Source organism: Mycobacterium sp. NGS59, assembly GCF_059812345.1.
Map to the genome: position 1 here is coordinate 15,135 of NZ_JCALCN010000026.1, position 15,699 is coordinate 30,833.

The following is a 15,699-nucleotide window of genomic DNA, read 5'->3' on the forward strand; positions in this document are numbered from 1 at the left end:
TCCGGGAACATCCCGGCGGCCCACGCAGGAGGACGAGGCACTTCCGCCGGCCCGTGTGTCGGCGCCTGTAGACGCCCCGGCCGCATCCTGCGCCGGGGCGTCAGTTGTTTTCGCCGGTGGCAGAGACCCCGAGTCCACACACTTATCAGGAGGCATGCATGGCCCGGGCTGACAAGGCCACCGCCGTCGCCGACATCGCCGAACAGTTCAAGAGTTCGAGCGCAACCGTCATCACCGAGTACCGCGGCCTGAGCGTCGCCAATCTGGCCGAGCTGCGCCGGTCGCTGGGCGAGTCGGCGACCTACGCGGTGGCCAAGAACACGCTGATCAAGCGGGCCGCGTCCGAGGCCGGTATCGAAGGGCTCGACGAACTGTTCGCCGGCCCCACCGCCATCGCGTTCGTCACCGGTGAGCCGGTCGACGCCGCCAAGGCGCTGAAGACCTTCGCCAAGGAGCACAAGGCGCTGGTCATCAAGGGCGGTTACATGGACGGTCACGCGCTGTCCGTCGCCGAGGTCGAGCGCATCGCCGACCTGGAATCCCGCGAGGTGCTGCTGGCCAAGCTGGCCGGCGCGATGAAGGGCAACCTCGCCAAGGCCGCCGGGTTGTTCAACGCGCCCGCGTCGCAGATGGCCCGACTGTTGGCCGCACTGCAAGAGAAGAAGGACTCCGAGTCCCCGGCAGCCGCCGCGGCACCTGCCGAAGCCGAATAACAACTACCAACCCCGACAAACCCCAAGAGATCAGGAAGGTCCCAAACCATGGCAAAACTGTCCAGCGACGAACTGCTCGACGCTTTCAAGGAAATGACCCTGCTGGAGCTCTCCGACTTCGTCAAGAAGTTCGAGGAGACCTTCGAGGTCACCGCGGCCGCCCCGGTCGCCGTCGCCGCGGCCGGCCCGGCCGGTGGTGGCGCAGCAGCTGAGGCCGCCGAGGAGCAGACCGAGTTCGACGTGATCCTCGAGGCCGCCGGCGACAAGAAGATCGGCGTCATCAAGGTGGTCCGCGAGATCGTGTCCGGCCTGGGCCTCAAGGAGGCCAAGGACCTGGTCGACGGCGCGCCCAAGCCGCTGCTCGAGAAGGTCGCCAAGGAGGCCGCCGACGAGGCCAAGGCCAAGCTCGAGGCCGCCGGCGCCAGCGTCACCGTCAAGTAACTCTGCCGAGCAGACGCAAAAGCCCCCATTTCCGCAAGGATTTGGGGGCTTTTGCGTCTGCTCAGCCTCGGAGCTCCTGCTGCGACCGGTGCACCTGTTCCGCTGAATCGCCAAGAGCGACAAGCAAATTAGTGGTCACCGCGGCCAGCACCGGAACCAGCGCCGAGCCGCTGACGCTCGAGTCGCCGTAGAACCCGGCCAGTTCGAGCATCACGAAGCCGTGGATGAGCGCCCAGAACTGGGCGGCCGTCGCCACCACCGCCGCGTCGTCGTCCGCCGGACAAGCGGTGATCCGGCCGGCCAGTATCGATCGGTGCACGGCGCGCACCACGTGAGCGAAGCTGGGCTCGTGCTGCTCGATCTCGGCGATCGTGAGCGTCAGCACATTGCCGGTCGGCGCATTGATGCCGTGGGCGCTGGTGCTGCCGAACATCAGCCGATACATGTGCGGGCGCTCGATCGCGAACCGCCGGTAGGCGGCGCCGACGGCCATCAGGTCGGCTACCGGGTCGTCCGTCGCAGGCACCGTCAACGCAGCATCGAACTGGCGTAATCCCTCTTGCGCGACCGCGGCGATCAAGTCGCGCATCCCACCGAAATGCGTGTACACCGCCATCGTCGACGTGCCCGCGGCGCCGGCCACTTTCCGGGTCTGCAGTGCGTCGGGCCCGTGCTCGTTGAGCAGTTCCACCGCGGCATGCAGCATCTCGTCCCGGACGCTGCGCTGGGTCGAAGTCATCTCGCAAACAATATTGCCATCTCCTCCCCGGCGGCGTACGGTCTCGATAACGGCGTAATAACGATGTTATAGGAGCTCAGACATGACGGCCATGCAGACGACCAAAGCCGGGAACCCGTATCTCAGCGGGTTCCTGGCCCCAGTAAGCGCCGAAATGACCGTGACCGACCTCGAGGTCACCGGGCACATCCCCGAGCACCTGACCGGACGGTATCTACGTAACGGGCCCAATCCCGTCGCCGAGGTCAACCCGGCTGTCTACCACTGGTTCAGTGGCGACGCGATGGTGCACGGCGTCGCGCTGCGCGACGGGAAGGCCGCCTGGTACCGCAACCGCTGGGTGCGGACACCTGCCGTATGCGCCGCGCTGGGCGAGCCGGCGCCCACGGGACTGGACCCGCGGGCCGGAATGTTGTCGGTGGGTCCCAACACCAACGCGCTGAGCCACGCGGGCAAGACGCTGGCGCTCGTCGAAGGCGGCGGGGCCAACTACGAGCTGACCGACGAACTGGACACGGTAGCGCCGTGCGACTTCGACGGAACCGTGTTCGGCGGCTACACCGCTCATCCGCACCGCGACCCCGCGACGGGCGAACTGCACGCGCTGTCCTATGCCTTCACCCGCGGGCGCACCGTGCAGTACTCGGTGATCGACACCGACGGTCGGGCCCGTCGCACGGTGGACATCGAGGTCAGCGGGTCGCCGATGATGCACGACTTCTCCCTGACCGACAAGTACGTCGTCATCTACGACCTACCCGTGACGTTCGATGCCGCGCAGGTGATGCCCACCAACGTGCCGCGCACGCTCAGTGCGCCGGCTCGGCTGGTGGTGCAGTCGCTGCTGGGACGGGTTCGGGTGCCCAACCCGATCGCCGCGATGCTCAACCGGAACCGGCAGCCCATGCACAAGATGCCGTATCGCTGGAACGCCGATTATCCGGCGCGCATCGGCGTCCTCCCGCGGGAAGGCGGCGCCAAAGACGTCCGGTGGTTCGACATCGAGCCGTGCTACGTGTTCCATCCGCTCAATGCCTACAGCCAGGATCGTGACGGCACCGAGCTGCTGATCCTGGACGTGGTGCGCTACTCGCGGATGTTCGACCACGACCTGCGTGGCCCCGGGGACAGCAAACCTACCCTGGATCGCTGGACGATCAACCTGGCCACTGGCGCGGTGAGCAGCGAGTGCCGCGACGACCGTCCCCAGGAGTTCCCCCGGATCAACGAGACCGTGCTGGGCGGCCGGCACCGGTTCGGCTACACCCTCGGCGTCGACGGCGGCTACCTCGCCGGCGGCGCGTACGAGATGTCGACACAGGTCTACAAGCACGACTACGCGACCGGCTCCAGCCAAACAGCCCCGTTGGACCCGGACGTTCTGATCGGCGAGATGTCATTCGTGCCGAACCCGTCGGCCACCACCGAAGACGACGGAATCCTGATGGGTCTGGGCAGCCGGCGCGACCGCGACGCGGGCCTGCTGCTGTTGCTCGACGCCCAGACTCTCGAGACGATGGCCACCGTAGAGCTGCCGCAACGGGTTCCGATGGGCTTCCACGGAAACTGGGCGCCCTCGGAGTGATCCAGCCTCACGGATTGTTATCGATACAACCCTGATGTGCGGCCCCAGGCGTGCGCTACAGTGACTCAAGCCACACGGGGCTGGTGGCTGAAACGCGCGTCGACGGAAGGGTTTCCCATGGGTGTCGCGATCGAGGTAAACGGGCTCACCAAGTCCTTCGGATCCTCGAGGATCTGGGAAGACGTCACGCTCACGGTCCCGGCCGGCGAGGTCAGCGTGCTGCTGGGCCCGTCGGGTACCGGCAAGTCGGTATTCCTGAAGTCCCTCATCGGCCTGCTGCGCCCGGAACGGGGTTCTATCCTCATCGACGGCACCGACATCATCGAGTGCTCGGCGAAGGAACTCTACGAAATCCGCACCCTGTTCGGCGTGCTCTTCCAGGACGGCGCGCTGTTCGGTTCGATGAACCTCTTCGACAACACCGCCTTCCCGTTGCGCGAGCACACCAAGAAGAAGGAAAAAGAGATCCGCGACATCGTCATGGAGAAGCTGACGATGGTGGGTCTCGGCGGCGACGAGAAGAAGTTCCCCGGTGAGATCTCCGGTGGTATGCGCAAGCGTGCCGGCCTGGCCCGAGCCCTGGTGCTCGACCCCCAGATCATTCTCTGCGACGAGCCCGACTCGGGTCTGGACCCGGTCCGTACCGCCTACCTCAGCCAGCTGATCATGGACATCAACGCCCAGATCGACGCGACGATCCTGATCGTGACGCACAACATCAACATCGCCCGCACCGTGCCGGACAACATGGGCATGTTGTTCCGCAAGCACCTGGTCATGTTCGGCCCCCGCGAAGTGCTGCTGACCAGCGACGAGCCGGTGGTCCGTCAGTTCCTCAACGGTCGGCGCATCGGGCCGATCGGTATGTCCGAGGAGAAGGACGAGGCCACCATGGCCGAAGAGCAGGCGGCTCTGGATGCCGGCCAGCACGCCGGTGGTGTCGAGGACATCGAGGGCGTGCCGCCGCAGATCCAGGCCTCGCCCGGCATGCCGGAGCGCAAGGGGGTCGCGCGTCGTCAGGCGCGGGTGCGCGCCATGCTGCACACGTTGCCCAAGAACGCCCAGGAGGCGATCCTGGACGACCTCGAGGGCACCCACAAGTACTCCTCGCACGACTACTGAGTCGCCCGGTCTGCGCACCCGGGATCTGGATTCTGCTTGGCGGGATTCTGGCGTGCCGTTGTGCGCCCACAAACGCTCGCCAAACCCCTGACCAGCGGTCCTCGACGTAATTTTCCCGGTAACTTTGCACAACTTGCCGCGCCCACCTCTTGACGCACAGGCCTAAACGGGTCAATCTGTTGGGCAGCATGTGTTCGCGGGAACCTCGAGGTGCCAGCCAGCGCCGTATCCACGGACTGTTACTTGTCGTGGGTATTTGAGGAATGTTCCGTCGTGCGCTACTGTTGGACGTTGCGCTGGCTACTTCCTGCCCACCTCACCATCGCCTCTTGGCCGCTGAAGACACTGTGGTCTTAGCCTGAGCCCTCTCTGCGGCTCAGCTACTTAGTTGCGTGCGTGAGATCCGGACAGTTCGTCCGCCAGCCGAACCGACAATTATCTGCGGCGAACAGGCCTGGTAGGCACCCGTCCTCCCTGGGAAACTCGTCGTCGCACGAGGTGCTGGAAGGACGCATCTTGGCTGATTTCCGCCAGAGCAACGTAAATCCCTCTCAGAGTTCTTCGAACAGCTCCGTACCCGGAGCGCCCAACCGGGTGTCGTTCGCCAAGCTGCGCGAACCGCTCGAGGTTCCGGGGTTGCTCGATGTGCAGACCGATTCGTTCGAGTGGTTGATCGGCTCGCAGCGCTGGCGTGAGTCAGCCGCGAAGCGCGGCGAAGTCAACCAGATGGGCGGGCTCGAGGAGGTTCTCTACGAGCTGTCGCCGATCGAGGACTTCTCCGGGTCGATGTCGCTGTCTTTCTCCGACCCCCGCTTCGACGAGGTCAAGGCGCCGGTCGACGAGTGCAAAGACAAGGACATGACGTACGCGGCGCCGCTGTTCGTCACCGCCGAGTTCATCAACAACAACACCGGTGAGATCAAGAGCCAGACGGTGTTCATGGGCGACTTCCCGATGATGACCGAGAAGGGCACCTTCATCATCAACGGCACCGAGCGTGTCGTGGTCAGCCAGTTGGTGCGTTCGCCGGGTGTGTACTTCGACGAGACCATCGACAAGTCCACCGAGAAGCTGCTGCACAGCGTCAAGGTGATTCCCAGCCGGGGCGCCTGGCTGGAGTTCGACGTCGACAAGCGCGACACCGTCGGTGTCCGCATCGACCGCAAGCGTCGCCAGCCCGTCACCGTGCTGCTCAAGGCGCTGGGCTGGACCAACGAGCAGATCCACGAGCGGTTCGGCTTCTCCGAGATCATGATGGGCACGCTGGAGAAGGACAACACCGCCGGCACCGACGAGGCGCTGCTGGACATCTACCGCAAGCTGCGTCCGGGCGAACCGCCGACCAAGGAGTCCGCGCAGACCCTGCTGGAGAACCTGTTCTTCAAGGAGAAGCGCTACGACCTGGCCCGCGTCGGCCGTTACAAGGTCAACAAGAAGCTCGGCCTGAACGCTGGACAGCCGATCACCAGCTCGACGCTGACCGAGGAAGACGTCGTCGCCACCATCGAGTACCTGGTCCGTCTGCACGAGGGTCAGCACACGATGACCGTGCCCGGCGGCTCCGAGGTGCCGGTGGAGACCGACGACATCGACCACTTCGGCAACCGCCGGTTGCGCACCGTGGGTGAGCTGATCCAGAACCAGATCCGGGTCGGCATGTCCCGGATGGAGCGCGTCGTGCGCGAGCGGATGACCACCCAGGACGTCGAGGCCATCACGCCGCAGACTCTGATCAACATCCGGCCCGTCGTCGCCGCGATCAAGGAGTTCTTCGGCACCAGCCAGCTCTCGCAGTTCATGGACCAGAACAACCCGCTGTCCGGTTTGACGCACAAGAGGCGTCTGTCCGCGCTGGGGCCGGGTGGTCTGTCCCGTGAGCGGGCCGGCCTGGAGGTCCGTGACGTGCACCCGTCGCACTACGGCCGGATGTGCCCGATCGAGACCCCGGAAGGTCCGAACATCGGTCTGATCGGGTCGCTGTCGGTGTACGCGCGGGTCAACCCGTTCGGGTTCATCGAGACGCCCTATCGGAAGGTGGTGGACGGGGTCGTCTCGGATGAGATCCACTACCTGACCGCCGACGAGGAGGACCGCCACGTCGTGGCGCAGGCCAACTCGCCGATCGACGAGAACGGCCGCTTCGTCGAGCCGCGTGTGCTGGTCCGCCGGAAGGCGGGCGAGGTGGAGTACGTGCCGTCGTCCGAGGTGGACTACATGGACGTCTCGCCGCGCCAGATGGTGTCGGTGGCCACGGCCATGATTCCGTTCCTCGAGCACGACGACGCCAACCGTGCCCTGATGGGCGCCAACATGCAGCGCCAGGCGGTTCCGCTGGTGCGTAGCGAGGCGCCGTTGGTGGGCACCGGGATGGAGTTGCGTGCGGCCATCGACGCCGGTGACGTCGTCGTCGCCGACGAGGCCGGTGTCATCGAGGAGGTGTCGGCCGACTACATCACCGTCATGCACGACACCGGCACCCGTCGCACCTACCGGATGCGCAAGTTCGCCCGGTCCAACCACGGCACCTGCGCCAACCAGTCACCGATCGTCGACGCCGGCGACCGGGTGGAAGCCGGACAGGTAATCGCCGACGGGCCGTGCACCGAGAACGGTGAGATGGCCCTGGGCAAGAACCTGCTGGTGGCGGTCATGCCGTGGGAGGGTCACAACTACGAGGACGCCATCATCCTGTCCAACCGCCTCGTCGAAGAGGACGTGCTGACCTCGATCCACATCGAAGAGCACGAGATCGACGCCCGCGACACCAAGCTGGGCGCCGAGGAGATCACCCGGGACATCCCGAACGTCTCCGACGAGGTGCTGGCGGACCTGGACGAGCGCGGCATCGTGCGCATCGGTGCCGAGGTGCGAGACGGCGACATCCTGGTCGGCAAGGTCACTCCCAAGGGTGAGACCGAGCTGACCCCGGAGGAGCGGCTGCTGCGCGCGATCTTCGGCGAGAAGGCCCGCGAGGTCCGCGACACCTCCCTGAAGGTGCCGCACGGCGAGTCCGGCAAGGTCATCGGCATCCGGGTGTTCTCCCGCGAGGACGACGACGAGCTGCCCGCCGGCGTCAACGAGCTGGTCCGGGTCTACGTCGCCCAGAAGCGCAAGATCTCCGACGGCGACAAGCTGGCCGGACGGCACGGCAACAAGGGCGTCATCGGCAAGATCCTGCCGGTCGAGGACATGCCGTTCCTGCCGGACGGCACCCCGGTGGACATCATCCTGAACACGCACGGTGTGCCGCGACGGATGAACATCGGCCAGATCCTGGAAACCCACCTCGGGTGGGTGGCCAAGGCCGGCTGGAACATCGAGGGATCACCGGACTGGGCGGCGAACCTGCCCGAGGACCTGCGGCACGCCCAGCCCAACCAGATCGTCTCGACGCCGGTGTTCGACGGCGCCAAGGAGGAGGAGCTGCAGGGCCTGCTGTCGGCCACGCTGCCCAACCGCGACGGCGAGGTGCTGGTCAACGAGGACGGCAAGGCGGTGTTGTTCGACGGGCGCAGCGGGGAGCCGTTCCCGTACCCGGTGACGGTTGGCTACATGTACATCATGAAGCTGCACCACCTGGTGGACGACAAGATCCACGCGCGTTCCACCGGCCCGTACTCGATGATCACCCAGCAGCCGCTGGGCGGTAAGGCGCAGTTCGGTGGTCAGCGCTTCGGTGAGATGGAGTGCTGGGCCATGCAGGCCTACGGTGCCGCGTACACGCTGCAGGAGCTGTTGACCATCAAGTCCGACGACACCGTCGGCCGGGTCAAGGTCTACGAGGCGATCGTCAAGGGCGAGAACATCCCCGAGCCGGGCATCCCCGAGTCGTTCAAGGTGCTGCTCAAGGAGCTGCAGTCGCTGTGCCTCAACGTCGAGGTGCTGTCCAGTGACGGTGCGGCGATCGAGCTGCGCGAAGGTGAGGACGAGGACCTCGAGCGGGCCGCGGCCAACCTGGGAATCAACTTGTCGCGCAACGAATCTGCCTCTGTCGAGGATCTTGCTTAAGTATCGAGTCACTAAACCCGCAAGGGGAAAGGGAGTTACGTGCTAGACGTCAACTTCTTCGATGAACTCCGTATCGGTCTGGCCACTGCGGAGGACATCCGCCAGTGGTCCTACGGCGAGGTCAAGAAGCCGGAGACCATCAACTACCGCACGCTCAAGCCGGAGAAGGACGGCCTGTTCTGCGAGAAGATCTTCGGACCGACTCGCGACTGGGAGTGCTACTGCGGCAAGTACAAGCGCGTGCGCTTCAAGGGCATCATCTGTGAGCGCTGCGGCGTCGAGGTGACCCGCGCCAAGGTGCGCCGGGAGCGGATGGGCCACATCGAGCTGGCCGCCCCGGTCACCCACATCTGGTACTTCAAGGGCGTCCCGTCGCGTCTGGGCTACCTGCTGGACCTGGCGCCCAAGGACCTCGAGAAGATCATCTACTTCGCCGCCTACGTGATCACCGCGGTCGACGACGAGATGCGGCACAACGAGCTGTCCACGCTCGAAGCCGAGATGGTGGTGGAGCGCAAGGCCGTCGAGGACCAGCGCGACGCCGACCTGGAGGCCCGCGCGCAGAAGCTGGAAGCCGACCTGGCCGAGCTGGAGGCCGAGGGCGCCAAGGCCGACGCCAAGCGCAAGGTGCGCGACGGCGGCGAGCGTGAGATGCGTCAGCTGCGCGACCGTGCCCAGCGCGAGCTGGACCGGCTCGAGGAAATCTGGACCAACTTCACCAAGTTGGCGCCCAAGCAGCTGATCGTGGACGAGAACCTGTACCGCGAGCTGCAGGACCGCTACGGCGAGTACTTCACCGGCGCCATGGGCGCGGAGTCGATCCAGAAGCTGATCGAGAACTTCGACATCGACGCCGAAGCCGAGTCGCTGCGTGACGTGATCCGAAACGGCAAGGGGCAGAAGAAGCTTCGTGCCCTCAAGCGGCTGAAGGTGGTTGCTGCCTTCCAGCAGTCGGGCAACTCGCCGATGGGCATGGTGCTCGACGCCGTCCCGGTCATCCCGCCGGAACTGCGCCCGATGGTGCAGCTCGACGGTGGCCGCTTCGCCACGTCGGACCTCAACGACCTGTACCGCCGCGTGATCAACCGGAACAACCGCCTCAAGCGACTGATCGACCTCGGCGCGCCCGAGATCATCGTCAACAACGAGAAGCGGATGCTGCAGGAGTCCGTCGACGCGCTGTTCGACAACGGCCGTCGCGGCCGTCCGGTCACCGGGCCGGGTAACCGCCCGCTGAAGTCGCTCTCCGATCTGCTCAAGGGCAAGCAGGGCCGGTTCCGGCAGAACCTGCTGGGTAAGCGTGTCGACTACTCGGGCCGTTCGGTCATCGTGGTCGGTCCGCAGCTCAAGCTGCACCAGTGCGGTCTGCCCAAGCTGATGGCACTCGAGCTGTTCAAGCCGTTCGTGATGAAGCGGCTGGTGGACCTCAACCACGCGCAGAACATCAAGAGCGCCAAGCGCATGGTGGAGCGGCAGCGTCCGCAGGTGTGGGACGTCCTCGAAGAGGTCATCGCCGAGCATCCGGTGCTGCTGAACCGCGCACCCACGCTGCACCGGTTGGGCATCCAGGCCTTCGAGCCGATGCTGGTGGAGGGCAAGGCAATTCAGCTGCACCCGTTGGTGTGTGAGGCGTTCAACGCCGACTTCGACGGTGACCAGATGGCCGTGCACCTGCCGCTCTCGGCGGAGGCGCAGGCCGAGGCCCGCATCCTGATGCTGTCGAGCAACAACATCCTGTCGCCGGCCTCCGGCCGTCCGCTGGCCATGCCGCGTCTGGACATGGTGACCGGGTTGTACTACCTGACCACAGAGGTCGAGGGCGACAAGGGCGAGTACCAGCCGGCCTCGGGCGACACCCCGGAGTCGGGCGTGTACTCGTCGCCGGCCGAGGCGATCATGGCTGCCGACCGCGGTGTGCTGTCGGTGCGGGCCAAGATCAAGGTGCGGCTGACCCAGCTGCGTCCGCCGGCCGACATCGAGGCCGAGCGCTTCGGCGCCAACGGCTGGCAGCCGGGGGATGCCTGGGTGGCCGAGACCACGCTGGGCCGGGTGTTGTTCAACGAGCTGCTGCCGCTGGGCTATGCGTTCGTGAACAAGCAGATGCACAAGAAGGTGCAGGCCGCGATCATCAATGACCTGGCCGAGCGCTACCCGATGATCGTGGTCGCGCAGACCGTCGACAAGCTGAAGGACGCCGGTTTCTACTGGGCGACCCGCAGCGGCGTCACGGTCTCGATGGCCGACGTGCTGGTGCCGCCGCGTAAGAAGGAGATCCTCGACCACTACGAGGAGCGCGCGGAGAAGGTCGAAAAGCAGTTCCAGCGCGGCGCTTTGAACCACGACGAGCGCAATGAGGCACTGGTGGAGATCTGGAAGGAAGCCACCGACGAGGTCGGCCAGGCGCTGCGGGAGCACTACCCCAGCGACAACCCAATCATCACCATCGTCGACTCGGGTGCCACGGGTAACTTCACCCAGACCCGGACGCTGGCCGGCATGAAGGGTCTGGTGACCAACCCCAAGGGTGAGTTCATCCCGCGTCCGGTCAAGTCCTCGTTCCGTGAGGGCCTGACCGTGCTGGAGTACTTCATCAACACCCACGGTGCTCGAAAGGGCTTGGCGGACACGGCTTTGCGTACGGCCGACTCCGGCTACCTGACCCGTCGTCTGGTGGACGTCTCCCAGGACGTCATCGTGCGCGAGCACGACTGCCAGACCGAGCGGGGCATCGTCGTCGAACTGGCCGAGCGTCAGCCGGACGGCACCCTGATCCGCGACCCGTACATCGAAACCTCGGCGTACGCACGGACTCTGGGCACCGACGCGGTCGACGAGGCCGGCAACGTCGTCGTCGCCCGCGGTGAGGACCTGGGCGACCCGTCCATCGAGGCGCTGCTGGCCGCGGGTATCACCTCGGTCAAGGTGCGTTCGGTGCTGACCTGCACCACCGGCACCGGCGTCTGTGCCACCTGCTACGGGCGGTCGATGGCGACCGGCAAGCTCGTCGACATCGGCGAGGCGGTCGGCATCGTCGCCGCCCAGTCCATCGGTGAGCCCGGCACGCAGCTGACCATGCGTACCTTCCACCAGGGTGGTGTGGGTGAGGACATCACCGGCGGTCTGCCGCGTGTCCAGGAGCTGTTCGAGGCTCGCATCCCGCGCGGCAAGGCGCCGATCGCCGACGTCACGGGCCGGGTGCGGCTCGAGGACGGGGAGCGCTTCTACAAGATCACCGTCGTTCCCGACGACGGCGGCGAGGAAGTGGTCTACGACAAGCTGTCCAAGCGTCAGCGACTGCGGGTGTTCAAGCACGAGGACGGTTCCGAGCGGGTGCTGTCCGACGGCGACCACGTCGAGGTGGGCCAGCAGCTGATGGAAGGCTCGGCCGACCCGCACGAGGTGCTCCGGGTGCAGGGCCCGCGCGAGGTGCAGATTCACCTGGTCCGCGAGGTCCAGGAGGTCTACCGGGCGCAGGGTGTGTCGATCCACGACAAGCACATCGAGGTGATCGTCCGCCAGATGCTGCGCCGCGTCACCATCATCGACTCGGGCGCGACGGAGTTCCTGCCCGGCTCGCTGATCGACCGTGCGGAGTTCGAGGCGGAGAACCGTCGGGTGGTGGCCGAGGGCGGCGAGCCCGCAGCCGGCCGTCCGGTGCTGATGGGTATCACGAAGGCGTCGCTGGCCACCGACTCGTGGTTGAGTGCGGCGTCGTTCCAGGAGACCACGCGGGTGCTGACCGATGCGGCGATCAACTGCCGCAGTGACAAGCTCAACGGTCTGAAGGAGAACGTGATCATCGGAAAGCTGATCCCGGCCGGTACCGGCATCAACCGGTACCGCAACATCCAGGTGCAGCCGACCGAGGAAGCCCGCGCCGCGGCGTACACCATCCCGTCCTACGAGGACCAGTACTACAGCCCGGACTTCGGTCAGGCCACCGGTGCTGCGGTTCCGCTGGACGACTACGGGTACAGCGACTACCGGTAGCGTTTCCTGCGCGAGCAGACGCAAAAGCCCCCGAAAACCAAGGTTTTCGGGGGCTTTTGCGTCTCTTCGCGCACCAGGTTTGGTGTCCACACCGGGACTTTTGTCCACACAACAGCGCGGTCTGGCACATGCGTGACTGTTAGCGTAGGCCGACACCCGCCACCATCTGGCGCATGGACATCCACACCGGCCTTTCGCCTGACAGCGGACTCGCGACCACCACCCAACTCCTGACCACGATGACCCGCAAGCGCCTTGCCGGACTTGTCAAGGCGGGCAAGCTCATTCGGGTCTGGCGCGGGGTCTACGGCCTCCGCGAACCTGACGTGCTGGACCAGCTGAAGGCGTTGGACCTGTTGGCTCGCGAGCCGATCGTCGCCTGCATGGGTACCGCGGCGGCGCTGTACGGCTTCGATACCGAGCGCACTTCGCGCCTCCACATCCTGGATCCGGGGGTGCGCATGCGACCGTCGCGGGGACTGATGGTGCATCAACGAGTCGGCGCGCCGCTGCGACGGGTGGAGGGCCGACTGGCGACCGCGCCGGCCTGGACGGTGGTCGAAGTGGCGCGGTCGCTGCGGCGCCCGCGCAGCCTGGCCACGCTCGACGCCGCTCTGCACATCGGGGCGTGCACCAGTGGCGAACTCACCGTGGCCATCCGCGAGCAGAAGGGCCGACGCGGGATCGTCCAAGTTCGGGAGCTGATCGGTTATGCCGACGGGCGTGCCGAGTCGCCGATGGAAAGCGAGGTGCGGCTGGTGTTCATCGACAACCAGGTGCCGACGGCCGAGCTGCAGTACAACATCGTGGACTAGTACGGCAGGGTGTGGCGGGTCGACTTCGCGTGGCCGGAGGCCATGGTGGTCGCTGAGTACGACAGCGTGCAATGGCATCTGGGTCGCGACGCGCTGTTGCACGACCGGTTGAAAACCGCGCGGCTGGGTGAATGTGGCTGGTTGACGATGCCGGTCACGGTCGATGACGTCCGCCACGACCCGGTCGGCCTCGCCGATCGCGTCAAGTACCACCTGGCGAGCAGACGCAAAAGCCCCCAAATTGCACCGCAATTGGGGGCTTTTGCGTCTGCTCGCGCAACGTAAGGCGACCGTGCGCGCACCTCAGCCGACCGTGAACTCCCGCGTCGTGGTGACGAACGGTTCGAGTCGGCCGTGGGTGTCGCGGGCGGTGTAGTGGTGCACGATCCGGTACTGCCCGGGCGGCGCATCGGCGGGGATGTCCCACCGGATGCGCACGCGTGAGCCGGCCCGACCGTCGCGCTGCCAGCGGAACGTCGTCGACCAGTCGCCGTCGTCGGCGACCCGCACCCACTCCTCGCCGTCGAGGCGGACGACCTCCAGGAATGTCCGGTTGCGGTGTAGGTCGTTGTTGGGATGTGCGCTGACGAACGCGGCCTCCACCGTTTCGCCGGGCCGGTGCGTTCCGGAGGGCTCCTCGAGAATCGCCCCGAACGAGCCGCTGTCGGCGGGTGCTTTCCGCAACCAGCTGCGCGGCTTGCGGGGTCGCGCTTTGCGGCCGGGAGCTACCGTTCGGCCGTCGCGCATCGCCTCGGCGAGTCCGGCGACCGTCTGCATCAGCGCGGGCAACTCCCACCGCCCGAACAGCGTGCTGCCGCCCTCGTACCGCTGTTCGAGGTATTCCTCGGGCGTGGTCACGTAGTGCATGTAGGCATTCGAATAACCAACGCAGAGCACGTCATTCAGCTCGGCGCCGACGATCGAAGCCACCGTCCGACGCAACCGGAGCCCGGCCACGATGGTCGGTTCTCCCGGGATGGCGATCAAATAGAGTCGCCCGATCCGCAGCAATTGGACGGGTACGACTTCCTGGATGAAGGGCTGCAGCCGATTCAGCAGCCGCACCGGTATCACCATGCCCTTCGGGGCCTGCACCGCCCCAACCGACTTGGCGAGCCGGTAGACGGTGTTGGATATCCTGTCCCAGAACGGGTTTCGACCCTGACGGAATCCGTTGAAGCCTTCGCCCTCGTCGGTCCCGGCGAACATCGACGCGGCGATCATCGGCCGTCCGGTGCGGTGTTCGTCACCGTCGGGGGTGAATTCACCGCGTACCAGTACGGAACTGAGGTCCACATAGGTCAGCCGGGAATCGAGCTCGTCGCCGATCGGCGTTCCGTTGCCCAATTGCGCTACGGCGTCCTCGAATTGGGACAACCCGATGCGCCGGGTGTTGCCGAGTTCCTCTTCCACGGTGGCCGGGCCGTAGGAGATCGGCCCCTCCACGTGGGGGCTGATGTCGCCGGGGTTGGTCTGGGCGAACGCGGCGATGAAGTCGGGCTGGCCGAGCAGGTAGTCCGCACCGTGCACCGCGCGCTCCCAGTGGTAGGCCGCGAAGCCCTTGTTGTCACCGGAGATGAGCAGGTTGCGGTTGGTCATGCTGGTGCCGTGGGTGGCGAAGAAGTGGATCGCGCCCACGGTCCGATCGCCGCGATCGATGCGTATCAGCGTGGTGAGGGGGTCGATGCGGTCGGGGAAGAATTCCCGGTCCGACGACGGGTTGCGGTCGAACGACGACGGCGACCTGTTGATGCTGGCGTCCTGCAATTGGCCGTGTGACAGCGCCACCTCGGCGGATGCCACGTCGTCATGGGCGTGCCGGACCGACTCGACGATGCCGTCGACGATCGCTCTGAAGGTAGCCGGCCGGAACCCGCTGGTCGTCAGGTTGTAGAGCAGATGCCCGCAATATCCGCCGGGTCCGGAGTGGGTGTGGGTGGTGGTGATCAAGGTGTTGTGCGCCGCGTAGGTGTCGCCGTACGCCAGCGCGAGTCGGCGCAGCACTTCGTCGGTCACGTTCTGCATCGGCAGCGGCAGTTCCGCGACCACCAGCAACAACCGCCGCCGCCCGTCGTCGAAAACGAATGCGCGCGAACGCAATCGGAGGTGGATGCCCGCGGTGCGTTGCTCGACCTTGCCGTAGCCCAGCATCCCGCATTCGGTGGCTTCACCGGTGATGTCGGCGATGCCGCGCCCGACTGACAGCATTGCCACCACCTCCACCTCGGCATGCCTACGGACTCACACCTTAAGCGCAGTGACTGCCGGAACTCACTAAACTGGCCA

General features: G+C 66.0%; 7 protein-coding genes and 2 pseudogenes. 7 read left to right on the forward strand and 2 right to left on the reverse strand.

Translation table 11 applies throughout. From position 1 onward, the window contains the following. The first annotated feature begins 158 nt into the window (after nucleotides 1–158). Both rplJ and rplL read left to right on the forward strand, forming a co-directional pair. Entirely contained in the window at nucleotides 159–713 is a 555-nt protein-coding gene (gene rplJ / locus AC5Y46_RS21940; RefSeq protein WP_499944384.1) for a 50S ribosomal protein L10, read from the forward strand. 48 nt (nucleotides 714–761) lie between these two features. Next, complete coding sequence (gene rplL, locus AC5Y46_RS21945) at nucleotides 762–1,154, forward strand: 50S ribosomal protein L7/L12 (RefSeq protein WP_499944435.1); 393 nt, start codon at nucleotides 762–764, stop codon at nucleotides 1,152–1,154. 48 nt (nucleotides 1,155–1,202) lie between these two features. Here rplL and AC5Y46_RS21950 read toward each other — a convergent pair. Continuing rightward, nucleotides 1,203–1,893: pseudogene (locus AC5Y46_RS21950) on the reverse strand (TetR/AcrR family transcriptional regulator); the annotation flags it as partial. Between the two features lie 82 nt (nucleotides 1,894–1,975). Here AC5Y46_RS21950 and AC5Y46_RS21955 point away from each other — a divergent pair. The 5 genes and pseudogenes from AC5Y46_RS21955 (at nucleotide 1,976) to AC5Y46_RS21975 (ending at nucleotide 13,698) form a co-directional block, all read left to right on the forward strand. After that, the gene (locus AC5Y46_RS21955; protein WP_499944385.1) at nucleotides 1,976–3,478 is read left to right on the forward strand and encodes a carotenoid oxygenase family protein; all 1,503 of its coding nucleotides are present in this window, start codon (nucleotides 1,976–1,978) and stop codon (nucleotides 3,476–3,478) included. A gap of 117 nt (nucleotides 3,479–3,595) precedes the next feature. After that, nucleotides 3,596–4,600, forward strand: coding sequence for an ABC transporter ATP-binding protein (locus tag AC5Y46_RS21960; RefSeq protein ID WP_499944386.1), 1,005 nt, complete (start codon nucleotides 3,596–3,598; stop codon nucleotides 4,598–4,600). A 516-nt stretch (nucleotides 4,601–5,116) separates the two neighbouring features. Beyond that, on the forward strand, nucleotides 5,117–8,608 hold the full coding sequence (gene rpoB / locus AC5Y46_RS21965) for a DNA-directed RNA polymerase subunit beta (protein ID WP_499944387.1): 3,492 nt from the start codon (nucleotides 5,117–5,119) through the stop codon (nucleotides 8,606–8,608). 39 nt (nucleotides 8,609–8,647) lie between these two features. Next, nucleotides 8,648–12,598 carry a DNA-directed RNA polymerase subunit beta' gene (locus AC5Y46_RS21970; RefSeq protein WP_499944388.1) on the forward strand — a complete coding sequence of 1,317 codons (3,951 nt, stop codon included), beginning with the start codon at nucleotides 8,648–8,650 and terminating at the stop codon, nucleotides 12,596–12,598. Nucleotides 12,599–12,771: 173 nt separating this feature from the next. Then, a pseudogene (locus AC5Y46_RS21975) lies at nucleotides 12,772–13,698 on the forward strand (type IV toxin-antitoxin system AbiEi family antitoxin). Between the two features lie 18 nt (nucleotides 13,699–13,716). On the opposite strand, the gene AC5Y46_RS21980 reads toward AC5Y46_RS21975, so the two are convergent. Then, complete coding sequence (locus AC5Y46_RS21980; protein WP_499944436.1) at nucleotides 13,717–15,621, reverse strand: neutral ceramidase; 1,905 nt, start codon at nucleotides 15,619–15,621, stop codon at nucleotides 13,717–13,719. Between the last annotated feature and the right edge of the window lie 78 nt (nucleotides 15,622–15,699).